The sequence below is a fragment of the Fulvivirga imtechensis AK7 genome, assembly GCF_000331535.1.
GTDB lineage: Bacteria > Bacteroidota > Bacteroidia > Cytophagales > Cyclobacteriaceae > Fulvivirga > Fulvivirga imtechensis.
Genome location: NZ_AMZN01000056.1, coordinates 1 through 25,573 on the forward strand (window position 1 = coordinate 1; position 25,573 = coordinate 25,573).

Genomic DNA, 25,573 nt, shown 5'->3' on the forward strand with positions numbered 1-25,573 from the left:
CTACGTGCAGGTTCTTTTCTATCAGCTCGCCCAGCTCGTTGTATCTGTTCTCTGCCAGCAGTACTTCGCCCTGACCGGTGCCGTTCTTGAACAGCTCATGGTAGCCTTGCATCAGTCTGCCGGCATGGTCGTAGGTGTAGCGTTTTTTGATGCCATAGGTGTCTGTGTCTTTCTGGTGGCTGGTGTAGGTGGCCAGTGTCCAGCCGGGGAAGTTGTACAGGGTGCTGAAGCGGTCTATGCTTCCGCTATAGTTCTCGGTTACGGTCTGGATCACTCTGTAGCGGTCGTCATAGTAGGTGACGGTGCTCAGCCAGGTGTTGGTATTATCCAGCACTTTGGTCTTGCTGCCGGTAACCTGCCCTTTTACTCTGTCGAACTCGGTTGCAGGGAAGGTGTAGGTGCCTTGTGGGGTGGTTTGGGAGCCTAGCTGGGTGGGAACACTATAATTGTAGGTGGTGCCAAAATCAGGCAGGTTTTTGAAGGTGTAGTCATCGTAGTAGGTGACGGTGAGGTAGTCGTTGGCGGCTACTCCGGTGGGATAGCTTTGATCGGTGTAGCCGTGGATGGCGGTGCCTCTTTCTTCATAGAAGTCGGTGATGCCGGCTACTTCTGTTCGTATGTCTGCAACTTCCATAGCGCCTTTATCCACTATACCTGTGGCGATGGGTCTGTTGAGATGGTCGTACTTGGTGAAGGTCCACTCATTTTTGCCTTCTCTCTGGTTGCCATCCTGGGTCAGCACTTGTCTGTCTCTGTTGTCGTAGACCATATATATCCAGTCGGCTCCGGGTACGCGCTTTTCGATCAGGCGGTTGCGGTGGTCGTATTTGTATTGGAAGGCCCAACGGGCTAAGAGCGTAGCGCTGGGCGTATAGGGGAAAGCGGACGGAGTCCCTATTTGCTTTACAGCCTCTGGGGGTAATACAAATCTTAAGCGACCATAATTATCATAGATGTAGTAGGTGTCAGCCCAGGTAGCAGCCGATTCATCGGCCTGAACTCTTTTCAGAGTGGTTTGACCCCTTCTTTTTGTGTATTCCCTTGTGGCATGACTTTCTTCATCCACAGTTTCAGTAACAAACAGGCTATTTACCTGATAGATCTCTGTAACCACGGGTTCTCCAGCATTGTTTACATCCCAATGGTATACACCATCAGCGGTACTGTTGGAAAAATAGTTAGTTTGTATACCTCGTTCTTGTGACGTCCCTGCCGTAGCAGCCCAATCGGCACCCGGAGCAAAAGTAGCTTCACTTCTTCCTGTTGAGGAGCGCTCCGGCTGGGTGTAACTAAACGGAAAATATGACGAGGCCACGTCAGGAGTCGATTGATAATAATTCCTTTGATCGACTATCGGATTGACATTCAAGGTTCCATCTTGAGTTACGGATGCATAAGGAAGATATTGTCTTTTAATATTTCCCGTTTCATCATATTCCACAGGAGTAACAAGATCGTTTCCGGAAGGAGCTCCCATTTTTACCACTTCCTGAACAGGCCTTCCCAGGCCATCGATGTATTGGGTAGCCATTTGCAATTTTTCCGGATCGTTTTCCATATCCAGGTCACTGCCGTAGCCAACACTGGTAGATGGTTGCAAGAAGTTATAGGTTCTCACAAAGTTTACCTTGGCTGTATTATAACTATATGTTGTAGGGTGATGGTTAATCACCTCTACACCTTCACTGGCCGGACCCCAACAGCCATTGCTACTCTTCCCTCTTACAAAGTAAAAGCCTGGTACTGGATCGTTGACCACACTCGGTGATATATCTTCCTTCATACCTTCTTTTGACGTTTGAATGTAATAGCTCGTAGATGTGTCATTCGTATTATTCTTATACAGACTTACTGAATAGATCGGATCCGCAACCGCTTCGGTGTAGGGTCTGGCTGGCACATCAACTGCATCAAACGTATTTACCTGTAGTGGAACCAATGGTGTTGAACAACCTTGTTTTTCAAAAGCCACATAGTAAGTGGTGTTTGCTTCAATCGGCCCCTCAGGAAGTTTATTTACCGCTGTTTTCTCTATTAACTCCTGATTTCCGTTATACCACACATAGATGGTCGGCTGAACTTGCGGATTATCCACGCCCAGTTCCAATTCAGTTCCGGGACACACTGTTCTGGTGCTGGATGCAGGGGTTACAGGCAAGCTCCTCACTGTAAGTTGCAAAGTGTTTGACGCTATCGTATTATTACAAACACCAACCGCCTGCGCTCGCCACATGGCGCTTGTATAGACTGAAATGGCAATTGATGTGGCTGTACCTTCAGCCTCCGTGCTCCAATTAGCTCCGTTGTCAGTAGAGTATTGCCACTTAAGATTGGTTCCCGAAAAGCTGACAACTGATAACGTTACTTCTTCACCTTCACAGATCTCCTGTGTATTCAATGAAAAAGTACCAACAGCAGGGTCAGGTTTTATTGTCACTGCAAGTTCCTGTGTTTCGTCAGCGGTACATGAAGCATTCTGCACTACAGCTTTGAACAAGGCATCCTCAGTAATAGAAATATTCTCCACCGAGCTTAGTGACTCCCAGTCATGAACACCGGATTTTTTATACCATTCGATGCTGTTTCCTACATAGTCGTTTAATGTCAATGAAAAAGCTTCATTCCTGCAAACTTCAGGGGCACCTGTAGAGATGGATATATAACCGGCTTCACTGGCTTGTTCTTTTGTAATAGTCAGGGCATCTCCGAATTCTTCACCACAATAAGTACCTTTCACAACAACTCGAAATGCGGTGGTATTGGTTACTGTGAAAGTCTCTTGTTCATTAGGCATGATGTGATCATTGGCTGGCTCCCATTGCCCCCACACTCCACTGACCTGCTCTCTTTTCTCCCATCTCTCAAAAGAGCCTGAGTAACTGCTTACGGATAAAGTGACGGTATTACTTCCTCCGCAAAATACTGCAAGGCCGGAGGTTAATGTCAGATCTCCTGTTGAGGGTCGCAACTCAACCGTTACCGTTGCGGACGCTGATGGCAACGTTTCGTTACAATCATTTTTTACAATAGCCCGATACATTGTTGTTTTTTGTAAGTTGCTATATGAATAGCTTGTTGAGTTGCTCTCCACAGCTAAAACCCATCCGGACCATTGTGAAGTGATTTTATCATATTCATTCTTTTGCCATTGAACAATAGTACCCACATGTCCCGATAATGATACCGTGCCGCTACCGCCCTGACAGACCGTATGGGATGTGCCAACGAATCCGGGAACTGGAGGGTCTTTAATGGACATAGAAATAATATTGGTAGTTTTTTCATTGTTACACAACGGTTTGGTAACTACTGCCTTATATTCAGTATATTTGGTAATACTGATATTACTTATTGAACTGAGAGGAACCCAATCATGAAACTCTTCTTTTTCATACCAGTTAACAGTACCATCCTGCCCGGTAATACTCAATGAAAATGTTTCTCCAATACAAACAGGGCCAGTCTTTGAAGCACTAATGGTGCCTGCAACAGCGGGGGAAGTTTCTGTAATCGTATAAGTGTTGTTACTGGGAACCTGAAGACAAACACCATCATCTGTAATCGCTCGAAAAGCCGTTTCTACAGAAACACCATAACTGAGGGTTTCCGATCCGCTTCCGGCAGAAGTCCAGCTTCCCCATGTGCCGTTGGACTGGCGCACTCTTTTTTCCCAACGTTTGATTATGCCTTCATAGTTATTCAATTGAAGGGTGCCGCCTGCAGACTCTCCGGAACAGAAGGATGAACTGCCGGATAGCAGCGAGACGGTACCCCCGTTGGGTACTTCTACGTTCACCGTAGCTATTGATGATGTGACTGTGCTTCCGCACTTGCTTACAAAAGCCTTGTAACGTGTAACATACTGAACGTTGTTATCAATGAGCGATGTGCTTGTGTTGCTGATATCCTGCCAACTACCATTGTTTACGGATTTTTGCCATTGAACTACATTTCCATTATAACCACTGAGTGTAATTGTCGCACTGCTACCCTGACAAACTGTTGGAGTATTGGCAGTGGCCGTTCCGCCTCCTACAGTTTCAACTGTAACGGGTATATTGCAATAGCCGTTCGGGTCATTTAAATCAGTAAAAGTCACGGAATGGTTGCCCACCTGTGTCCATGTTACAACAAAATCTCGGACTCCAATTCCCGTAGGAGGATGTGTGCCTCCGCCTGAAAGGCTCCAGCTAAATTTTGTACTGGAACCTGTATAGGTATAAGTAACTGTGGTGTTGATACATACAACACTCATATTTGAATTGGTAATATTCTGGCATTGAGAATACACAGCATAGGTACCGAAACAATAAAAAAGTAGTAGGAAAAAAGCGCTCTTCATCAGTTGCTCTGGCTATATTGGTATTTGTATTTCTTCAGTATATTTCCCTGATCATCTTTGATCTCAAGGACGCGGCCCAGATCATCATAGTCATAGTAGCTGGTGACATTATTTGAATCTGTAATGGTGGATACGCCAACACCAAGATCATAGGAGTAAGTGGTCATTTCAGCACCTTCCGGATAAACACGAATCTCATCAATACGGGTACCTGATGTAGCTATTGTTGGTGTATAATCGAGTTCACCACTGAATACCCAATGATCGGTATCCCAGTACCAGTAACTCATTTTTAGTTGCTCTCCCTGAGGTTGGTCTTCGACTGGAATCGTAAAGCTTCCTGAATCATGGTATTTATCTCCTGTTCTTGCATTACCTTCAATTCCGGCTTCTTCAAAGCCATTGAAATAAATGTTTGTGGCCCCCGCCCCTGAAGCAAATGCAACCAGCTTTGTATCATTGTATCCCCAGATAAATGAGCGTTTGACGCCATCCGCACTTACAATTTCCTTTGGGTTGTTTGAAGTGTCGTAATAAAACAATTCCGTATCCAGAGCATAGCTGATTTTATCAACCTGAGCAGGATCATGAGCAGGAAGAGGGCGCTCGGTATTATTCTCATACCTGTAAATCGCCATCTGCTGCCCCAGATCGTTATAGGTAATGATATTACCTGAAGATTGGACACCGTTCAGGCTTTTCTCTACCTTAACAGGAGAAGATACAATATGCTTTGCTTTAAGTGTCGCGAAATTCTCAATGTCATTAAAGTCATCCGGGTATCTTATCCTTTGCTCTTCAATCACCTGTCCGGCTCCATCCAATATACGCTTGGAGGTAAGCAATCCATGGGTTTCATTATCATAGGTATACTCTTCCCTGGTAACGACAGGATTCAATCCATTTTCATCGTATACCTTTTGCGTAATGGACGTAAGGTAATGCCAGTAACCTATGTTCTTGTATTCCAATACATCCAGGTGATCCAGCGCTGAGGGAATGGTAACATGATCTCCGGGATTCATTCCGTTACACGGGTGGCTCCAGGTAGCAACCAATTCCGTATTGCTTCCTTCTGCAATGCAAACCCATCCCAGGTACGAGAGACTGTATTTATGTTCATGACTAACAGTGCAGTCATGGTAGCTGATCACTTTATTTACATCGGCCTCACCACATAGATAGATAGACTCAGGAGGACATGTAGGCTGGTAAAGCTTGCGGACAACCAGGGCAGGTACTTCTCTTTCATTTCTGGTATCGGTGGTATATTCATTTTGTACGTCTCTCACTAAAATGGAATTTCCCCTGGCATCGGTTTTATACGTCTTAACTCCTTTTTTTAAGCCATTATTCCAGCCAAAATTGGTATTGGGAGCCCCAACGATAGGTTCTCCCCAAACAATCAGACCGGGGGTATCAAAATGGATATTAAATTCATGTTCCTCGGCTCCGTTGAACCCGCTCTCGCCCTGGGTGATCACCACATGGCGGTAATAAATATTATTGCCTGAGGTAGGGTAAAGATTAACCAGGCTGTTGGAATACAAAGTAAGATAGGTACAGCTTACGTACTTATTACAAATAGGAACTGGCGGATTGTAGGAGTTGTCGTAACATATGAGTTTGTTGGTCTCAGATTTAAAGTAGTTAGGGGTACCACTTATCTCCCCGGATGACTCTAAAGAAGATAATCTGCCGTAGTGATACTTCTTCACTTGACCTTTTCCAGTAACAGGATCTACATTCCTTGCCTCCGCAATTCTTAACCCTCCTGTTACTACATTAGCTGGTTTTTTCCTTATTTTCTCAGGATAGTAGTCAAAGCTTGCACTGCCAGTTATTCCTCCTCGGCCTACTTCCAGAGCACATTTATAAAGATGATCGGCTGTAAGATTGAGATAGTAGCTTTGGCTTCCATCCGGAGTTAACGCTTGCCGGAAGACCTCGGAATTCGTCGTCAGGTCAGTAACTACCATAACTGCTTTATCGTGGGTCTCGTCAAGCATGTGCCCTTCCTCCATTGAAGCAGTGAGCAATATCTTTACCTCCTGATTTTGCACATTATATATTTCCAGCTCATCAGATCCTGTGAAAGGCCAGGAAGCCTGTCCCTGGGCGGTCAACGCCGCTGAACTTTTTGTCGGGTAAATTTCTTCATTTCCCCAGAACGTATTCGGTTCATAAACAAACTCGGAAGTACCGCCTGTCGGATAAATAATTTTCTTCAAAATTCCTTTGTCCGCATATTGTGGGTGGGGTTCCCGGTCAGCAGTAAGTCCTTCAAAAACTCTTCTGCCAAATACGTCCGTGATCTTTTCATCTCCTGCAACCAGGTATTCATTTTCCACACCATTAAAATAGCCCCAATGGTCGCGGGCATAGGATAGCCTGGGGGGCAGGGCATTTATATCTTCATATGTAAACTGGTATTTCTCGCCGAAGAGAATGCCTGCATCATCAGATTTCACAATGGATTCTAAAAACATTCTGTGTTTCCATTGCTCTTCGGTAAGTGTATTGGCAAAATTATTTTGGCTGTTAGAGAAAACGTATGAAAAGCTGAATTTCGAGGATTCTCCATCCGGTTGTACCACCTGTATTTCGTTAAGTTTGTAATCATGCACGTCCAACCTGTCCTTTGCTGCCAGGAAATTAACTTCACCAAAATTCTCGGACCAAATCCTGCTAAGTATCGATACCCCCAAATTAATTTTATTTACACATGTTTTTATGGGAGGTGATTGCGGACATGTTACTCCCTCACAATTACCTTCTTCAGAAGAGAATTTTGCTATTGTTTGTGAAACACCCGCTGCATAGACGTAAAAATCGTTGGTATATTCAAAATGAATAACATCTCCTAAAGGGTGTTCAATACTTGTCAGATACCACGCTGTTTCGCTGAAAAAGCTGTAATCCTTTCCACATCCAGAACCGGCATTGTAAGTCTTTGAAGTTTCAGTTGCTCCATTATTACCAAATGTATAGATCACACCATCAGGCGTTGTGATCTTAAAATACCCAACGCCGGGAGCCGTTGGTGTAAAAATCCGCTCGATCAGAAAATTCTGAAACGGCATCAGTACAGGTCTGCCATCACGATCAAAAACAAATTTACCAGTGAATCCAAGGAAATTAAATGTAAACAGGTCCGGTTGTGCATCAAATGTGGGATTATCGGCCTCAGCTTCTATGTACTCTATTGCCTCAGGTTCGGATAAGCTAATGTCTTCAGGGTACTCACGATGGTATTTTCTATCATCAGGTTCATCCCGAATAATGCGCGTAATCACCCCTCCTGCATTCAAGGACCATCCCAAACCTACCAAAGATGAAACTTGATCAATTTTAATCCCATTTGAATTATAACTCATAGAAATTGGCACCGAAAGATTCTTGGTTTTATAGGTATATAGAGGTATGTCTATATTGGGTGTTCCAGTGGCCAATCCTACAGGTACTAATCCATATTTACCCAACTCGCTAGCGGTAGGTGACGGGGGTAAAAAATCTTTATAACCTACGTTACTTTCATAGGTGTCCTGGGCATGAACAATAGACCCTAAAGAGGAAAGTATTAAAGCAGCAACTATAAATTTGCGGAACATGTTAATAAACAAATATTTAAAATATTAATAATAATATTTTTGCAAGGTAATATTATTTATTTTTTTATTCAAATGTCACACAAAATATTTTTGTAGCAATAAATCTCTATTGGGAGCAAAAAAAATACCCCGAGAACTTACATCCCCGGGGCATCTGTTTTTCAGTAATATCTGAGCCTACGAAATATCTATCTGCCTCCTGTTATCTTTCATTGCCTCCTCTTTCTTGGGTATATGGATAGTCAATATACCTTCGGAACAACTGGCGGATATTTCATCGCTGTTGATATGCTCCGGTAGTATAAAGGACCTGCTGAAGTAGGAGCATGTGAATTCATTTCTGATAAAAGATCTCTCCTGATTTTCTGTGTTTCTCTTTTCCGACTCACCGGAAATGGTGAGTATATTATCTTCTACCTCCAGTTTGTAGTCTTCCTTGCACATGCCAGGAGCCGCGAGCTCCAGTATGTATTCTTGTTTATTTTCTACTACATTAACTGCAGGTATATCGGATCTTTCCCTGATAGGATAATCTTCCAGGACGTCACGATTGGTGAAGCCGTCCCAGAAGCCTTCATTAAAATCTTGCCTTTTTCTGCGCTGATCTAATCCGTACAACATAATTCTATGAGTTTATGGTTATCAATAGTTACTTAAAAGTTAGTGTTTTTGCTTTTCTTTTAACTGACTTTCCCTGAGTTCGTTTCCTTCATGCAGGTCATCCTCAACTTCCGGATCCCGAGCAAGCTCTGCAGAGGCTTCCATTGCCTGTTCGCGGATCAATGTCAGGTCTTCAGTAATTACGTTCCACAACTGCTGATTATCCACTTCCGCTTCGACATTATATCGTGCATTTCTAAATCCGCTGAGTATATCGGTGTCGAAATTAAGGTCCGGCATGTCGTCAGCGTCATTGGCCAACTCAAAAGCAGCCTGGCCTATCATCTGCAAGTTTGTATAGATCTCCTCCTTTACCTGCTCCTCTTCGGTAAACTGCTGATAATTGAGGTCCTGAGCCAGCTCCTGTACCTCTTCAATTCCTTTTATAATATTGTTTAGATGTAGTTGTTGTTCTTCTCGTGTCATCGTTATTTAGGTTCAGTTATGTTAAATAATATCATTGTTTGTCTGGCGCTACTCTGAATTTTCCTTCTCCCTCCCCTTTACCTTCCCGGGGGTCAGTTGTATCATTTTTTATCGCTTCTTTATCCTCCACGGTATCCTGTTTAGGTTCGCATGACGCCAGCATGATAAAAACTGCGATAAAAGCACTAAGTATATATTTCATAGTTTTTTCATTTGTTGATCTACCATATAAAACGAAATTTTCATGCCAGCTTGATAACCGTTATTTATTCGAAATTAGGGTGATTTATTGGAAAAATGCTGTGTAAATGGGTCTACATGTGAGATGTTTCTTGTCTCTGGTTTGCTGATCCTTCAGCTTCTGCCACGGATCAGGGGGATCATGAATATTTTCTCCGTTGCTCTTCGAAAATTCCAGTATGACGTGGTGGTTTATGATTTCTGTTCCTCCTGTGTGATTTCTGTTCCTCCTGTGCTTCCTCAGTGGTTAATGATGGCACCCCCCACTGGCTGGGAAGTTACTTCCGTGACATGCCATGCAGCAAGTCAGCAGGTATATATATTCAGGTATAGATTATACATTAAGAACAAAACTAAAGTAAGTCGGAGAATAGAAAAGTGGGCAAAGCACGGAAGTAACGTCCGCGCTAGCTGGAGGTTCTCATCCGCTATACAAAACGACAAAACCCTGGTAGAACTTTTATTCGATCTGCCAAGGCTTTTTATTCTTTCCCTTTGAGGCGCTGAGCGGATTCGAACCGCTGTAAAAGGTTTTGCAGACCTCTGCCTAGCCACTCGGCCACAGCGCCATTGTTTTCAATATTACCGCAAAACAAATGTAACATTTCCCCCACAGTTTGAAACCACATTCTGATTTCAGGTCTGCAAAACTATGAATTCTCGGAAATTGTTCAAAGGTATTTCAAGTTTTCGTAGAATTTTATTATCCGCAAGCAACCACAATTGCCTATCCCTTAAATCAAGTACTTTTTTTGTACTTCATCAGGTAGGCATAAATCGCTTTAACCTCTTTTTAAAAGTAGCAGCCAACTCATGGTTCTTTGTGAGTATCTCTATCCGAATGGGAGGATACTCCTCCTCAACTTTAATAATGATCATGATATCATCATCCAGGTAATGTAGGTACTCCACATCTTCTATAAGCCAAAGCACTTCTATGATCTCTTTATTGGCCTGGATAATTTTATTTTCGTCCTTAAGTTCGTTCTGTATGTTAAGTTTAAGCATTAATGAAAGAATGTAATTTAAAACACCATTTTTGTTAATCAATATAACCGTTTTAATCAATTACACAAAACGCTTTTGTAGTATTTTGCATACATGCTTCACATTGGGGAAGAGATCCGGAAGGTATTTAAGGAAAGTGGGCTTACTGTAGCAGAATTCGCCAGAAGAATAGATACAAGCCGCGAAAATGTGTATGGTATTTTTAAAAGAAAAAGTATTGACACGCGGCTCCTTCAAAAGATATCTGATGTATTAGATCATAATTTCTTCAAATACTATGTAAATCCTGAAGAACTATACCCGGAAATAGCCTCCCTCCAAAGAAAACTGGAAGTAGCCGATCAGGAAATAGCTTATCTTAAAAAGATCAACAAACTGCTTGAAAAGAAAAAGTAAAGGGGAACGGTTAGGATCAAGTCGAAAATCTGTGATACCCTGGCTTTTCAGGCTCCCAACTTTTTCGCCTGTTCCTTACAAATATCACCACGTCATCCTGAAATTTTTGGATAGGAACGGAGAAAATATTCCGAATACTACCCAAACAAGGCAGAAGCCTGACCTCATGTGATGTCACAAGATCAGAAAGATCCCTGATCTCCAATATGCTGTGCGTCTGGAATAACGAAAAAGGAAAAGACTGTGAAAGAAGAACAGCTTATGCTTAGGACACCCCACATATTTTCTATGCTATCGCGTACACATCAACTCCTCTTCGCTGTTCAAGCCAACATAGTTAACGCTTTTCCCATCATTAGGTAAGTCGATCGTGAAGGAAGTACCTTTTCCCTCCACACTCTTGACTTCAATGGTGCCACGCATTTTTTCCACCGCCTTTTTAACTATAAACAGTCCCAGTCCATTGCTTCCATTATCAGTGAGTACTGATTTAAAATTTGCCTTGAAAATATGCGGCAACTGTGCTTCTTTTATGCCAATGCCATTGTCGCTTATCACCAATCTTACTCCATCTTCAAGATCGCTTATTGAAACATTGATCCTGGATTGAGAGCAGTTGGTATTTCTGTATTTGATTGCATTTTCAAGAAGGTTCTGAAAGATTGATTCCAACATCGGTTTGGCAGCATAAAAGGTGGTGTTATTTTCTATTTTGGTATCAATATCAACATCAGAAAAACCGTTGATGTGCCCGAGCGAAATAAATAATTCGCGGACGAGGGCGTCAAAATTGATCGGGATGCGGTCGATACCATCCCTTCCATCCTGAAACATATTTAAGGTGTTCATGATCTTCTCCTCAAGCTTATCCACACACTGATTGATCATGTATAGATATTCCTTTGCTTCTTTGTCCCGGATCTGGGTGTCAGCAAACTTTAAAATTCCTTTTAACGAGTTGACGGGGCTTTTAAGGTCATGAACCAACTGGTTGTATTTTATATCGTTATCTCCACCTGCAAGGGAAGATTTTAGTACGCTTAAAGGTATTTCTGAATTATCAACGTAAGGTATATTGCTCATCATCACGTTTACTCTTTATTCATATCGGTTTAGCTTCACACCCTCATAGTGCCTAAAACATGCCAAATGAAAAATGCCTTTTACAATTCATAAAGGCATTCTGCGTTGGAACTCATGGTAGACATAAGACCACACTTGTGGAAATCTTCTACAAGATCTAAAAACTAGCTGGTTTTGAAGCTTTTACAGAGCAAATCATCCATAAAAACAAAAGGCAACTCATTTTGAGCTGCCTTTCCTGATACATCAAAAAGAATAATTATTTCTCTTCGTCTTTGCCTTCTTCCTTCTCTGCTTTAGCCTTATCAGCTTTAGCTTTGCCTTCCTCAGCTTTAGCAGTTGAAGTTTTACCTTCCGGCAACTCTTCTTCTACTTTCTCAGCTTTAGACTTCTGAGAATCATCTTTCTTACTCTTTTTCTCTTCTTTCACACCTTCTTCAGGGGTATTACCCTCCATTTTATCTTTAAGGGCGCTTAGCGCCTCAAGATCACCCAAGGTTGACTTTTCAGTATCGCTATTGATTTTGTTAACAGCGCTACCCTTGGCTTTCTTCTTGGGAGCTCCTGCCGCTGCTTTTGGTTTCTCTTCTGTTTTAGAGTAAACCGCACGGTGCGAAAGAATTATTCTCTTATCATCTTTAGAGAATTCCTGAACTTTAAAATCTAAAGTCTCACCATTTTCTGCTTTAGAACCGTCTTCTTTTGTCAGGTTCTTAATAGAGCAGAACCCTTCGATACCATACGGTAACTCAAGAGTGGCTCCTTTTTCATTTTGGTTGATAACAGTACACTTGTGAACTGACCCCGGAGTAAATACTGTCTCGAAAGTATCCCAAGGGTTCTCTTCAAGGTGCTTGTGGCTTAATGCCAGTCTCCTGTTTTCAACATCGAGCTCAAGAACTACTACTTCAAGCTCATCCCCAACTTTAACAAACTCGGAAGGATGCTTGATCTTCTTAGTCCATGAAAGATCTGAAACGTGAACCAGGCCATCGATACCTTCTTCAAGCTCGATGAACAAGCCAAAGTTAGTCAGGTTTCTAACTACACCTTTGTGCTTGGTACCTACAGCATATTTTGTAAGTACATCCTGCTTAGTCCATGGATCTTCAGTCAGTTGCTTAATGCCCAACGACATTTTTCTGTCATCTCTGTCCAATGTCAACACTACTGCCTCTAACTCATCACCAATGTTGATGAAGTCCTGAGGGTTTCTCAAGTGCTGTGACCATGACATTTCAGATACGTGGATCAGGCCTTCAACGCCAGGCTGGATCTCCAGGAATGCACCGTAATCAGCCACGTTAACGATCTTACCTTTAACTTTTGACCCAACATCAAGGTCTTTAGGAAGAGAATCCCAGGGATGAGCAGTAAGCTGCTTCATACCCAAAGAAATACGTTTCTTATCTTCATCAAAATCAAGAACAACTACTTTCACGGTTTCGTCAAGGCTTAATACCTCTTCAGGGTGATTGATCCTACCCCATGAAATGTCTGTGATGTGAAGCAATCCGTCAACACCTCCCAGGTCAATGAACACACCAAAGTTGGTCATGTTCTTAATAGTACCTTCAAGTACCTGACCTTTCTCAAGGTTATTGAGGATCTCAGCTTTTTGTTCTTCAAGATCTTTCTCGATCAATACTTTGTGAGAAACAACTACGTTGTCGTTAGTATAGTTGATTTTCACTACTTTCACTTCCATTGCCTTATCAACGAACACATCGAAATCTCTGATAGGCTTCACATCAATTTGTGAACCTGGCAAGAAAGCTTCAACACCATATATATCAACGATCAGACCACCTTTAGTTCTTCTCTTTACAAAACCTTCGATAACAGAATCGTTTTCGTAAGATTTAGTGATATTATCCCAGGCCTGAACGATCTTCGCCTTTCTTCTGGAAAGTACCAACTGACCGTTAGCGTTCTCCTGCTCTTCGATGAAAACTTCTACTCTGTCACCTACTTTCAGGTTTGGAAGATCTCTGAATTCAGTAGCAGATACTAAACCGTCAGATTTAAATCCGATGTTAAGTATAACATCGCGATCGTTGATACCTACAACGGTACCTTCAACTACTTCTTTCTCCTCGATAGTTGTCAATGTATCTTCATACATTGAGGCCATCTCATCTCTCTTCTTTTTGCTGTAGCCTTCGCCAAAACCTTTGGTCTCGAAAGCCTCCCAATCAAACTCTTCAGTCTTAGCTTCCTCTTTTTTAGCGGCAGCTTTTTTGGGTTTTTCTTCAGCTTTCACCTCTTCTTTTTCTTCAGCAGCGGCTTCGGCCTTTTCTTCTTTAGCAGCCTGTTCTGTAGTTTCAGTTGCTTCGTTTTTTGCAGAGTCTACGTTTTCTTCTGCTGCAGTATTTTTTTCTTTTGCCATTATTTCTGCTCTTTTATACATGCTACCCCAGAGCAATCAGGCAGCAAATTTGGTTGTTGATCATGTACTGACAAAAACAATACATGCCCGTTCACCCGAACGGGAGCGCAAAGTTAAGAAAAAATATTATTGTAAGCTAATACCGATCAGCACAAAAGCGAGCAGGAAAGCGCAACCTGAATCATTGGTTAATTATTGTTGATGAAGGGAATATCTTTTCACGGAACAAAGAATAACAACAAGCGCAAGTATAATAGTGTCTGTAAGAAAACTCACAACTCATCGTTATGGCGAACGAAGTGCGGCAATCCCGTGCATTAAGAGGGGATCGCTTCGATTCCTCCCCGTGGCAGGCGCGATGACGGCAAGAGTTTTCTTGCAGACACTAAATAACAGCCCGCCATCTTCCATACTCCTCTACACCCAAAGCGGTCAGGTGCAAAAAGACGGCCCCTGTCATTATTTCCCAGCGCAAGCAGGGCACCCAGCCAGGCGGTAGCAGGTACAAGCAGCAATACAGCCGCCACCAATTCTGCAACTCCTGATCCTATTCTTCCCCACGGCTCCATGCCAATAGTCGTAAAGATATAAACGCTTTCAGCCGCCCCTGTAAACTTAAAATAAAGGGTTTGAAGAAGAATTACAGCGGCTACAATACGCGCGATCCAGGATGAAATTTTCATTTAAACGCTTGGGGAAACTATTTCAGGTCCTCAAAAGACAGTGTTCCCGTGGAGTAATCTAACAAAAGTTCCTGGAACATCAATGTGTATTTGGCTCTTGCAAAGTCCGTTTGAGCCTGTACCAGGTCCTGGTTGGCTTGCGTGTATTCCACCAGGTTAGATATGCCCAATTCATACCTTTCCCTTCCAAGCTCAAAGGAAAGTTCTGCTGCTTCCAACTGAGTTTGTGCCACTTGATATGTGGTAACCGCATCCTGCAAGTTTTGATAAGCCAGCAAAACCTGAGACTTTACCTGTAATTCAAGGTTTTCGACATCAAGAGCAGCATTTTCATAAGTCACTTTGGATTGCACCACATTAGAGCGTGTTAACAATCCGTTGAAAATCGGTATAGTGAAGCTTATTCCGTAAGTCTTTTGCACGTTATCCTCCAGAAACTGCTGCTCGAAATTTCGATTTGTACCACCATGAATGTAGTTGTAAGCCGATCCATAATTAAAGAATGCGCTTATGGAGGGATAATAGTTACCCTTCATAGCCCTATAGTTGAATTCCATAGAAGACTCATTATGTTTCGCTCCTGCAAGATCAGATCTGTTTTCCACCGCAATTGCATATAGTTCATCCGAGGAGACATTTGCATTTACCTCATTAACATTCCAGGCCGGCTCCTCAATGTTAAAGTTAATTAACGGATCGAGCTGAAGGGTTTGAGCGAGTTGCGCTTTATCATTTCTAAGAGCGTTTTTGGCTCTTAATAAATTCAATTCGGCATTTTTCAACTGGTACTCCTGATTAGTAGCATCCACCGCAGCCCTACTGCCTGCTTCTACATGCAAATTGATCTGCTGTAACTGCGTCTGTTGAGTCTCCATGTTACGTTCAGCAATTTTAACCAGTTCAGTATCTAAAAGACATTGTAAATACCGCGTAGTCACCAGTTGGATAATATCCTCCTTGGTTCTCTCTACCGTTTCTATCTGCGCCTCAAATCTATACTTCGAAGCTTTATAACTATTTAATTGATTAAACCCCTGAAAAAGAGGCATTGATGCCCTGAAGGTTGCATTGGTAAAATCCAACAAACCGTTTACCACCCTACCTTCTTGTTGGTTGAAAGAATTTCCATCATTTCTGCCGGTGTTTCCGGTAATGGATAATGACGGCCCCATCTGCAATAGATTAGAGGTCTTTGACATACTGGCACTGCTCAGTTGATTTTGTTGCTGCTTTAATGAAATATTATTTTCCAAGGCCAGCTTTACAGCCTCCTTAAAAGTAAGAGGAGAATCTATAGTAGTTCCTTCCTGCCCAAAAGCTGCTGAGCAGAGTAATACAATAAGTGTTGTTGTTAAACTTATCCTATTTATCATGAGTATTAATTTAGTATTGAGATATGAGTATTGAGACTTTGGTACCACCTTGCTACTTTTTCTTTTTTTTTTAAAAGAACTCAAGACTCACCATTATTTATTTTACCTATTGCTTCTGCCAACGTCCGATATTTATCTTCTACCTGCCCTGATCACAGCTATCGGGTTTGATATGGCATAGCTTTATGCCTATATCTTAAGTACTTCTCAGTTTGACGCGATTTTTTCCTGTTTTGTGTCCGATACGATTGCACCATCTACCAATCTGATAGTTCTGCTACCATACGCAGCATTTGCTTCAGAGTGGGTGACCTGAATGATAGTCATACCTTCCTGATTGAGTTTTTTGAATATTTGCATGATCTCATCTCCCTGCTCAGAGTGGAGATTACCGGTAGGCTCATCCGCGAGTAGTAACTTTGGCTGACCGATTATAGCCCTGGCTACACCTACTAATTGTTGCTGTCCGCCTGAAAGCTGTTCAGGGAAAAGATCTTTTTTGGCTACCATCTGAAAGCGATCCAGCATTTCAGCGACCATACTCTTTCTTTGCGAACCTTTTACACCTTTATAAAGCAAGGGAGTCTCAATGTTTTCATATACAGTAAGCTCATCGATCAAGTGGTACGCCTGAAATATAAAGCCGATGTAGTGTTTGTGCATCTCAGACTTTTTGCGTTCCTTCATTTTATGCACCGGCTCATCAAAGAAATAATATTCACCCTGTGACGGCTCATCCAACATCCCAATAATGTTCATGATGGAGGATTTACCCGCCCCACTGGGGCCCATAATAGTTACAAATTCACCCTGCTCCACATCCAGATCTATCCCCTTTAAAATAAATGTCCGCTGAAACCGCGAATCTACGTACTTGTCGACTTCCCTAAGTTTGATCATAACAGTTTTTTCTTTACAGTTTTCCTTTTGCCAATAAATATGCCAACTAAAAAAATACCCTTAATAGGGTGAATTTATGCACTTTTCTTTAATTTAACCAATAACATCTGTCCGCTTATGGAATAGAGTGTCTGATACCGGACAGTTAACAAATAATAACGACAACTTTCAATCAGGTTAGTCGTTGGAGAAATAGTAATTAGGTCTCTAAGAAAACGCCAATGTCTGCAATACGCTTGCTCCAAAAATGCTCTTCCCGACAACTGTAGGGGACTCCGTTTTTGGGACTTCATCCCACTCTTTAGCGGGAACGTTTTCTTAAAGCCACTTAGAGTTTTCTTACAAGCACCAATTACAAATAAAATGGATAACTCATTTATACAACAGATTTACAAAGTCCATCAGGAATGTACCCGTTGTCCCTCTTCTGCTGATATTAAGCGTTTCTTTTCGGATCTTCTTGGAGTGCTTTTTCCCAATTTCGCCAGTAAACCTGTGCATTCACTGACGGAACTCGAAGAACGCGTTATCGTTCTTCGAAAAGACATGGAATCCATTTTGTATAGCAATCTGGTTAAAGGAAGTAATGATCCCCAAAAGATCATAGATACTTTTTTTGATAAGATGCCAGAGGTATATGACCGACTACAGAAAGATATCGATGCCACTTATGAGGGAGACCCTGCCGCACGCAGCCGTGAAGAAGTAGTGAGGGCATATCCCGGCTTTTATGCCATAGCAGCGTACCGGGTGGCTCATCTGCTTGCTCGTTTAGGGGTAAGTACCGTACCTCGCCTGATCACCGAACATGCACACAGCAAAACCGGCATTGACATACACCCAAAAGCTACCATTGGTGAGTATTTTTGCATAGACCACGGCACTGGTATCGTTATTGGCGAAACCACCATAATAGGTGATCGGGTTAAAATATACCAGGGAGTAACACTTGGAGCCCTCAGCGTGAGTAAGAGAGATGCCGAAAGACAAAGACACCCTACGATAGAGGACAACGTGGTCATATATTCCGGGGCAACCATACTAGGAGGAGAGACGATTATCGGCCATAATTCCATTATTGGCGGCAATGTTTGGCTTACCAGAAGTGTACCTGCATACTCCAAGGTATATTACCAGGCACATATGCACAATAGCAAAGACGACACAACTGATTTAATAATTTTGAAATAAATACACTTTATGACCATTTTCGATTTAATTGGGAATACTCCTTTGGTAAAGATCAGCAGAATACCTGTTTCAAAAGGGGTAACTATATATGCAAAGCTTGAAGGGCAGAATCCTGGCGGTAGTGTAAAGGACAGAGCTGCGTATAATATGATAAAAAGCGCGTTGGAGCGTGGAAATATTTCAAAAGGAGACAGGTTGGTGGAAGCTACCAGCGGTAATACCGGAATAGCGCTGGCCATGATCGCCAGGTTTATGGGGGTACACATGACTTTAATTATGCCTGACAACTCAACCCCTGAGCGGGTAAAGGCCATGAAAGCGTATGGAGCTGAAGTAATACTTACTCCTGCAGATAAAACAATAGAATACTCCAGGGAGCTGGCTGAAAAAATGGCGGATGAAGAAGGTTATTTTATGCTCAATCAGTTTGCTAATGAGGATAACTACCGCATGCATTATGCCACCACCGGCCCCGAAATATGGAAAGATACCCAGGGGAAAGTAACACATTTTGTGTCCGCCATGGGTACTACAGGCACTATTATGGGTGTTTCCAGGTACTTAAAAGAACAAAATTCTAATATACAAATTGTGGGCACACAACCTACGGAGGGCTCCAGTATACCAGGTATCAGAAGGTGGTCGCCCGAATTTTTACCGAAAATTTTTGAGCCTAAACGTGTGGACAGAACAGTAGATGTAAGTGAGGCCGAGGCAACGGTAATGACCCGCAGATTGGCCACCGAAGAGGGTATTTTGGCAGGTATGAGTAGCGGGGGCGCTTTGGCCGCGGCCCTCACAATTGCCAATGAGCTTAAAAATGGCGTGATCGTATTCATCGTTTGCGACCGTGGAGACAGATATCTTAGCTCAGATTTATTTGCATAATGGTGAACATTTTTACCTTGATTGCTCTTATATAGAGAATAAATTGCTTTAGTGCATATTAAAGCAATATCTTTGTACCGTCAAAAGGAATTAGGATTTGAAGAAGAGGTATATATTTTCTATTCTGCTGTTTTTTTTCGGCATAAGTTTTATACTGATATTCAGTTCATCTAGTAGTAATACTGCTAGAAAGCCTTTTGGGGAGCCTGAAATAATAAAACCGGCTCAATACCAGCCTACAAATGATGACAAAGCTTTTCTAACGCTCTTTGAAGCCTATTTGGAGGGTGCTTTTATAAAAACAAACACTCCCGGAGCCTCATTGGCCATTGTAAAGGATGGAACTGTTATCTACCAAAAAGCTTTTGGTGTAAAGTCAGCCGGAGGTAAAGACTCCGTAGATATAGACACACGCTTTCGAATTGCCTCGGTATCCAAGGGCTTCTCCGCTGTGTTGGCTGGTTTGGTTGCCAGAGACAGCCTTTTATGTTGGGACGATAATATGATCCATTACCTGAAATACCCCGTTCAAGGTAAAATGAAGGATATTACGATTAGAAATATTCTTTCCCACACCTGTGGCTTTCAGTATCAGGCTTATAGCACATTAGTTGAGGACGAGCTGCCCCGGGATGCAATAATTTCCAGATTGCTTACCCTAAAATTATCCCGCCATCCCGGAGATATACATAGCTACCAAAATGTAGCCTATAGCTTAATAGAGCCAATTTTAGAATCAATTTATGACAGGCCCTTCACTGAGTTGATGACCGATCAGATATTTACGCCTTTGGGTATGTCACATACCACAATAAGCTATGACTCTATGATCAATGGGGTTAATGTGGCTATGCCGCATGGTTACCGCAGAGGAGCCTTCGTTCCTGCCACCATTAAGTCCAGCTACTACAATGTGGCTGCTGCAGGAGGTATTAATTCCAGTATAAGTGATATGGCGCAATGGCTTCGGGCTATGCTGGGCTATCGCCCTGAAGTTGTTCCACATGAAGTGCTTGACCAGGTATTTGAGCCAGTTATAAGCATGAGAGTAAAAAATCCGTACTTCAGCCAGTTGTACAAGCCCAGAAGCGGATACTATGGCATGGGCTGGAGAATTATAGAATATCCGGAAGACACTATCATCTACCATGGTGGATATGCCAATGGGTATAAGAGCGGAATAGCTTTTGACAGGGACAAAAAGATCGGCATCTGCGTACTCACTAATGCTCCCAGCAAATTCTCCAACCTCGTTCTTACGCAGTTCTTTACTATGTACAACGAATACTTTGAGCAGAAAAAAAACTTTAACGGTACCGATCTGGTTGTGATGAATTAATTGCTTCCCGGTTGTAGTTTTTGGCTTACCTATATCACTCGTTCCGCAGGCTGTCGACAGGATTTGCTTTTGCAGCATTAACAGATTGCAAGCTGATCAATAACCACGTGGGAATGATTGCAAGTACCGCCCCTGCAATGAAGACCCATACCTGAAGCTCAATATGATAAGCAAAATCAGCCAGCCACATATCAGCAAAGTACCATGCTACGGGCACTGAAAGTATAAAAGCAATCAATACAAGCCTAACAAACTGCCTGCTCAATAGTGTGACAATATTTTGCCAGCTTGCTCCCAGCACTTTTCTAATACCTATTTCCTTGGTTTTCCGTTCTACCGTGTATGAACAAAGACCTGTCAGCCCCAGCAGGGATAGAATAATTGCCACACAAGTGAGTAAACCCATGGCCTTAGCCAATCTCTTATCTTTTTCGAGCATTTTTTCATAATTCTGATCAAGAAAAGCGTACTCAAACCCGGCTTCAGAATTACGCTTATGCCATAAGCTTTCAATATTTTTCAGAAGACTTTGTACTTCTACATTCTTTTCTGTTTTTACCAACAGTGTATTCTCATCAGGGTGCATATTATTGCGGTTAAACAGCAGCAGTGGGCTTATCTTATCTCTTATCGATTTAAAATGAAAATCGCTGACCACTCCTATGATTTCGAAGCGATCATCAAATATCTGGCCCACAGGGTCAGTTAAGCCAAGCAATTCTACTGCCTGTTGGTTAAGAATAACGGCTGCAGTGTCTGCTTTCCTTTCCCTGTCAAAATTCCTTCCTTTTACAACCATCAGCTCTAAGATCGGCACAAGATCAGCATCGCCTGACATATGTTCAAAATTCAGATGTTTTCCATCTTCCACCAGGGAAAAAACATTACTGCCCTGATCTCCGGGTGTACGATCGGTAATACTGGCAGCCACAACCCCGCTTATATTTAGCACCTCCTTTCTTAGCTCTTCCTGCGCAGGGATGGCATGAAGGTTTTTGATAATGATGCTGTTCTCCTGGTCAAAACCCAAATCTTTGTTTTTTACAAAGTCAAGTTGTTGGTAAATTACTAACGAACCAATGATAAGCGCAATACTAGTGGCAAACTGTAAAACGACCAATATATTCCTCAAAAACCCTGGGCGACCTGAAGCATGGGTTACCTGCATTACCCTGGAAGGTGAGAATCGACTGAGGTAAAATGAAGGATAGGCCGCGGATAAAACACCAACTATCAATGCAAAGGTTAGAAGCAGCATCAGCCCATTTAAATTGGTAAAAATACCAATATCGAGGCTGGTACCAACAAAACTATTAGACAGAATGATGAGAAGCTCCGTTAATCCCATGGCAAAAATTATAGCCAGCAAGATGATAACCATTGATTCCATCATAAACTGACTTATCAACTGCCACTTCCCGGAGCCCAGGGTTTTGCGTATACCGACTTCTGTTGCTCTTCGAATGGCCTGTGCCGTAGAAAGGTTGATAAAATTAAAACCTGCTATCGCGACTATCAGAAAGCCAGTTACGGAAAAAATAATAATATTGGTAAAATCACCTCCCGTGAAAGGTTCAAACTTAAGCTTGGCATCGAAATAAATATCAGCCAGCGGAAAGACATAGAATCTATAACCTGATTCGGAGGGATACCAATCCTCAAACTGCACATCAGCATTGAATACAACTTCCGGGAAAATGGTGCTTTTCACGAAATCCTTCATTTGTTGCTCTATCTCCCGCTTTGAAACAGCTCCATTAACCTTTATGTAAGTCATAGGACCAATATTCCACCAGGGGTTCGAGTAATCAACATCATTGTTTGCCATATAGATGTCGCTTTTCAGATGAGTTAACATCTCCGAATCATCGAACACGCCCGTTATTTCATACTGAATCTGTTGCCCGTCAAAAGTGATCAGTTTACCGACAGCAGGTTGGTCGCCAAACAGCTTATCCGCCAAATCTCTATTAATAACAATCGTATTTGGCTTAGTCATCATAACCGATGACGCACCCTCCACGAAAGGGTAGTCAAATATTTGGAAGAAGCTGGAATCAACCATGGAGACCCGGTTGACACGTACTTTTATGTCTTCGCATTTGATCACTGAAGGCCCCATGGGAGTTACCTTTGTGGCATGTTTTACCCATGATTGCTCCCTGAGGCTGGAAGCCAAAACCCGCGATCCTCCTGCAAAATCACCAATACCGAAGAATTTTGTGCTAATCCTATATATCTTATCGTGTTCGGAAAAATGCTTATCATAGCTCAGCTCGCGGTGGACATAGAGGATAACCAGCATGGCACAAGCCATACCTATGCCCAACCCAAAAATATTGATACCGGCATGGTATTTATCCCTGAGGATATTTCGAAGAGCTATTTTGATATAATTTTTTAACATGACTTTACTGGTTTCTTGTCTCTGGTTTCTTGTCTCTGGTTTCTTGTCTCTGGTGCCTGGTTGACTTGTTTTCAGGTTTTTACAGTTATATTTACCCATTCTCATTCATCCCTTAAACTATCCACGGGGTTAGCAGAAGCCGCCTTTAATGATTTGTACCCTGTGGTAACAATAGCAATGGTGAAAGTTGCAGCCAATGCTATCAGGAATATTCCTGCCCCAAGGTTTATCTTGTATTGATAATTTTGCAGCCAAAGGTCCATCAGATACCACCCCAATGGAGCAGCGATGATAAAGCCTATCATTACAGGTGTTATAAAATCTCTTGACACCAGCGATAAAATATTCTGCACGGAAGCTCCAAGAGCTTTCCTGATGCCTATTTCCTTTACTTTTTGATTAGTGGTGAAGGATACGAGTCCGAAAAGCCCGAGACACCCGATGAGTATAGCGATACATGAAAAGAAAGTAAATACAGTTGCCATTTCTTCTTCTGAATCATACATAGATGCCACTACATCGTCTGCAAACTTATAATCAAATGCATACTCAGGATACACCTGATGCCACTCCTTTTTGATGTCTTCCAACTGCTGATGAAGGTTTTGACCGGTAAGTTTGACTGATATTGTTCTGGCTTTGCCTAATCCATTTACTAACATCAACGGTTCAAGCTTCACCCGCATATTCCTGGAATAGAAATTCTGCACAACTCCTGTAATAGGCACATCGGTGTGCCAAATGTGAACCATTCTTCCGATGGCCTCCTGTGGATCGGAAATTCCCGCTAATTTTAAAAATTCTTCATTTACAACTACTCTATTCATGGTGTCCACCGCGTGAAGCCCTTCCCCTGCGATGAGTCCGATATCATACATATCGAGGTAGTTCTCATCCGCCCACTTTACGTCCATATAATACTCTTTCTCGTCATTATCCAGCTCAATATCAGTAACGGATATCGATCCGGAGAGTGGAGTGGTACTGGCAAGACTTACATTTCGAACTCCGGATAGCCTTTCAATGCTGCTTTTTAAAGCTTTTTTCTTCAAAACTTCGCTATCCGGAACCTTCATAACTATTATGGCATCTGTTTTAAATCCCATATCCGATTCCCGCAAAAACTTCATTTGCGCTATCAATACGAGCGTGCCAATGATGAAAAATGGCGTAATAATAAACTGAAAAGCCACGAGCATTTTCCTAAGCGACAAACCGGAAGTTTTCATATTCGCCCATTTATTTTTGATGATCACGGCAGGCTTTAATTTAGCCATCACTATCGATGGATACAATCCCGCCATTATAGTAACTATAATCAATGTGGAAAGCAGGAATAGCTCTATTTTACCATCATTCAACCATTTAATAGCCATATCGATCTCAAGAAAAGGATTCAAATAGATAAGCAACAGTTCGGCTAAACCAAGCGAAACTACTATGGCCAACACCACTATAAGGAAGGTCTCCCCCAGGAATTGTTTAATGAGCTGACCTCTGCTACTGCCCAATACCTTACGAACCCCTACCTCTTTGGACCGCTTGACAGCAACTGCTGTAGATATATTGATAAAATTGATACATGCTGTTGCGATAATAAAAAAGGCCACTAACGCCATTGTCAAGATGTTGCCATGACTAACGGTTGAGTATCGGTAGTTGTTGAAGCGTTTATCAAAATGAAGGTCTTTAAGAGGCTGCAAAAAATACGTAAGCTCATTGTTGTCATCAGGGTATTGCTTTTCCTTAAAGGCCTGCAAGTTATTATTCACATGCTCCACAGAGGTTGATCCTTCCAGTAATAAATAGATCTGATCATCACTGCTCACACTGCCCCAACCGTGTTTTTCATAGGCATTTTTGATCGTTGCGTATGAGATCAGCATTTCAAAGGGGAAATCACTGTTTCTGGGAACGTCTTCCATAATACCTGCAACCTGAAGTGTTTCTTTCTTGTCCAGCGTGATATCCCGGCCCATAACATTCACATCACCAAAATATTTCCAGGCCAGCTTTTCAGACAGAATCACTTTATTTGGCTCATCTAACGCTGAAAAATTTCCCTGCAGCAAAGGCCGGGTGAATATTCCAAAATAATTGGATTCTGTATACGCCACACCTTCATCTTCCTCAAAATATTCCCATTCGTTGAGCTCTTTACTTTCAACACCTATCAGGTTGTTTCCATATTTATTTGAAATAAAAACCAGCTTATCAATACCTGGTATATCCGCCCTGACAGCATCGGGCATGGGGGGAGGCACTCCATTTCCGAAAACACGGTTGCCGTGCTGGTCATTGGAAGCATTAACGATGCGGTATATACGCTCGTAATTGTCGTGATACTGGTCATAGCTCAGTAAGAAGGTAACCAGCAGGAAAAGTACCAAACTACAGGTGATACCCAGCGATAGACCAAATATATTGATAAAAGAGTTGGTCTTATTTCTCAACAGGTTTCTTAGTGTTGTTTTTAGATAATTTATAAGCATAGTTTATACAGTTCTCAGTTCTCTGTTCTCAGTTTTTCAGTTCTCAGTTCTCAGTTCTCAGTTCTCAGTTCTCAGTTCTCAGTTCTCAGTTTTCAGTTTTCAGTTTTCAGTTCTCAGTTTTCAGTTTGTCGGTTATTTCAGATTT

17 protein-coding genes and 1 tRNA gene are annotated in these 25,573 nt (G+C 42.2%); 4 read left to right on the forward strand and 14 right to left on the reverse strand.

Translation table 11 applies throughout. From position 1 onward, the window contains the following. The 7 genes from C900_RS17660 to C900_RS17690 form a co-directional block, all read right to left on the reverse strand. On the reverse strand, window positions 1-4,255 hold a 4,255-nt coding region (locus C900_RS17660), incomplete at its 3' end, for a DUF6443 domain-containing protein (RefSeq protein ID WP_221408143.1). 86 nt (window positions 4,256-4,341) lie between these two features. Further along, entirely contained in the window at window positions 4,342-7,953 is a 3,612-nt protein-coding gene (locus tag C900_RS17665; protein WP_040497032.1) for a hypothetical protein, read from the reverse strand. A gap of 177 nt (window positions 7,954-8,130) precedes the next feature. Continuing rightward, window positions 8,131-8,574: an Hsp20/alpha crystallin family protein gene (locus tag C900_RS17670; RefSeq protein ID WP_009581488.1), complete on the reverse strand. Its 444-nt coding sequence runs from the start codon at window positions 8,572-8,574 to the stop codon at window positions 8,131-8,133. Window positions 8,575-8,613: 39 nt separating this feature from the next. After that, the gene (locus tag C900_RS17675) at window positions 8,614-9,039 is read right to left on the reverse strand and encodes a HepT-like ribonuclease domain-containing protein (protein ID WP_009581489.1); all 426 of its coding nucleotides are present in this window, start codon (window positions 9,037-9,039) and stop codon (window positions 8,614-8,616) included. Between the two features lie 31 nt (window positions 9,040-9,070). Further along, window positions 9,071-9,241 (reverse strand): hypothetical protein, encoded by a 171-nt coding sequence (locus C900_RS29990; protein WP_009581490.1) that lies wholly within the window; start codon window positions 9,239-9,241, stop codon window positions 9,071-9,073. Window positions 9,242-9,777: 536 nt separating this feature from the next. After that, window positions 9,778-9,848 (reverse strand) — tRNA-Cys (locus C900_RS17685). Between the two features lie 193 nt (window positions 9,849-10,041). Beyond that, entirely contained in the window at window positions 10,042-10,287 is a 246-nt protein-coding gene (locus tag C900_RS17690) for a hypothetical protein (protein ID WP_009581491.1), read from the reverse strand. Between the two features lie 93 nt (window positions 10,288-10,380). On the opposite strand from C900_RS17690, the gene C900_RS28630 reads away from it, so the two are divergent. Beyond that, the gene (locus tag C900_RS28630; RefSeq protein WP_009581492.1) at window positions 10,381-10,683 is read left to right on the forward strand and encodes a helix-turn-helix domain-containing protein; all 303 of its coding nucleotides are present in this window, start codon (window positions 10,381-10,383) and stop codon (window positions 10,681-10,683) included. A 291-nt stretch (window positions 10,684-10,974) separates the two neighbouring features. Here C900_RS28630 and C900_RS17700 read toward each other — a convergent pair whose 3' ends face one another. The 5 genes from C900_RS17700 to C900_RS17720 form a co-directional block, all read right to left on the reverse strand. Then, a complete protein-coding gene (locus tag C900_RS17700; protein ID WP_083867521.1) occupies window positions 10,975-11,769 on the reverse strand; it encodes a sensor histidine kinase in 795 nt (264 codons plus the stop codon). A 256-nt stretch (window positions 11,770-12,025) separates the two neighbouring features. Beyond that, a complete protein-coding gene (gene rpsA / locus C900_RS17705) occupies window positions 12,026-14,155 on the reverse strand; it encodes a 30S ribosomal protein S1 (RefSeq protein ID WP_009581495.1) in 2,130 nt (709 codons plus the stop codon). A 317-nt stretch (window positions 14,156-14,472) separates the two neighbouring features. Continuing rightward, a complete protein-coding gene (locus C900_RS17710) occupies window positions 14,473-14,838 on the reverse strand; it encodes a hypothetical protein (RefSeq protein ID WP_009581496.1) in 366 nt (121 codons plus the stop codon). 17 nt (window positions 14,839-14,855) lie between these two features. Continuing rightward, window positions 14,856-16,211: a TolC family protein gene (locus C900_RS17715; RefSeq protein ID WP_009581497.1), complete on the reverse strand. Its 1,356-nt coding sequence runs from the start codon at window positions 16,209-16,211 to the stop codon at window positions 14,856-14,858. 207 nt (window positions 16,212-16,418) lie between these two features. Continuing rightward, window positions 16,419-17,111 (reverse strand): ABC transporter ATP-binding protein, encoded by a 693-nt coding sequence (locus tag C900_RS17720; protein ID WP_009581498.1) that lies wholly within the window; start codon window positions 17,109-17,111, stop codon window positions 16,419-16,421. A 363-nt stretch (window positions 17,112-17,474) separates the two neighbouring features. Between C900_RS17720 and C900_RS17725 the strand changes: the two genes are divergently transcribed. From C900_RS17725 to C900_RS17735, 3 genes are all read left to right on the forward strand, one after another. After that, the gene (locus C900_RS17725) at window positions 17,475-18,302 is read left to right on the forward strand and encodes a serine O-acetyltransferase (protein WP_009581499.1); all 828 of its coding nucleotides are present in this window, start codon (window positions 17,475-17,477) and stop codon (window positions 18,300-18,302) included. A 9-nt stretch (window positions 18,303-18,311) separates the two neighbouring features. Then, complete coding sequence (cysM, locus tag C900_RS17730; protein WP_009581500.1) at window positions 18,312-19,190, forward strand: cysteine synthase CysM; 879 nt, start codon at window positions 18,312-18,314, stop codon at window positions 19,188-19,190. A 97-nt stretch (window positions 19,191-19,287) separates the two neighbouring features. Beyond that, complete coding sequence (locus C900_RS17735) at window positions 19,288-20,529, forward strand: serine hydrolase domain-containing protein (RefSeq protein WP_040497034.1); 1,242 nt, start codon at window positions 19,288-19,290, stop codon at window positions 20,527-20,529. 34 nt (window positions 20,530-20,563) lie between these two features. Here the strand turns inward: C900_RS17735 and C900_RS17740 are convergent, their stop codons facing one another. Both C900_RS17740 and C900_RS17745 read right to left on the reverse strand, forming a co-directional pair. Further along, window positions 20,564-22,936 (reverse strand): ABC transporter permease, encoded by a 2,373-nt coding sequence (locus C900_RS17740; RefSeq protein WP_009581503.1) that lies wholly within the window; start codon window positions 22,934-22,936, stop codon window positions 20,564-20,566. Between the two features lie 101 nt (window positions 22,937-23,037). Next, window positions 23,038-25,428, reverse strand: a complete 2,391-nt coding sequence (locus C900_RS17745; protein WP_009581504.1) for an FtsX-like permease family protein — start codon at window positions 25,426-25,428, stop codon at window positions 23,038-23,040. Window positions 25,429-25,573 lie beyond the last annotated feature (145 nt).

Excerpts from the sequence above, each read along its gene's own strand:
- C900_RS17690 (WP_009581491.1), bottom strand. The coding sequence starts at position 10,287 with ATGCTTAAACTTAACATACAGAACGAACTTAAGGACGAAAATAAAATT.
- C900_RS17675 (WP_009581489.1), bottom strand. The coding sequence starts at position 9,039 with ATGACACGAGAAGAACAACAACTACATCTAAACAATATTATAAAAGGA.
- C900_RS17725 (WP_009581499.1), top strand. The coding sequence starts at position 17,475 with ATGGATAACTCATTTATACAACAGATTTACAAAGTCCATCAGGAATGT.
- C900_RS28630 (WP_009581492.1), top strand. The coding sequence starts at position 10,381 with ATGCTTCACATTGGGGAAGAGATCCGGAAGGTATTTAAGGAAAGTGGG.
- cysM (WP_009581500.1), top strand. The coding sequence starts at position 18,312 with ATGACCATTTTCGATTTAATTGGGAATACTCCTTTGGTAAAGATCAGC.
- rpsA (WP_009581495.1), bottom strand. The coding sequence starts at position 14,155 with ATGGCAAAAGAAAAAAATACTGCAGCAGAAGAAAACGTAGACTCTGCA.
- C900_RS17740 (WP_009581503.1), bottom strand. The coding sequence starts at position 22,936 with ATGTTAAAAAATTATATCAAAATAGCTCTTCGAAATATCCTCAGGGAT.
- C900_RS17665 (WP_040497032.1), bottom strand. The coding sequence starts at position 7,953 with ATGTTCCGCAAATTTATAGTTGCTGCTTTAATACTTTCCTCTTTAGGG.
- C900_RS17670 (WP_009581488.1), bottom strand. The coding sequence starts at position 8,574 with ATGTTGTACGGATTAGATCAGCGCAGAAAAAGGCAAGATTTTAATGAA.
- C900_RS17710 (WP_009581496.1), bottom strand. The coding sequence starts at position 14,838 with ATGAAAATTTCATCCTGGATCGCGCGTATTGTAGCCGCTGTAATTCTT.
- C900_RS17715 (WP_009581497.1), bottom strand. The coding sequence starts at position 16,211 with ATGATAAATAGGATAAGTTTAACAACAACACTTATTGTATTACTCTGC.
- C900_RS29990 (WP_009581490.1), bottom strand. The coding sequence starts at position 9,241 with ATGAAATATATACTTAGTGCTTTTATCGCAGTTTTTATCATGCTGGCG.
- C900_RS17700 (WP_083867521.1), bottom strand. The coding sequence starts at position 11,769 with ATGATGAGCAATATACCTTACGTTGATAATTCAGAAATACCTTTAAGC.
- C900_RS17720 (WP_009581498.1), bottom strand. The coding sequence starts at position 17,111 with ATGATCAAACTTAGGGAAGTCGACAAGTACGTAGATTCGCGGTTTCAG.
- C900_RS17745 (WP_009581504.1), bottom strand. The coding sequence starts at position 25,428 with ATGCTTATAAATTATCTAAAAACAACACTAAGAAACCTGTTGAGAAAT.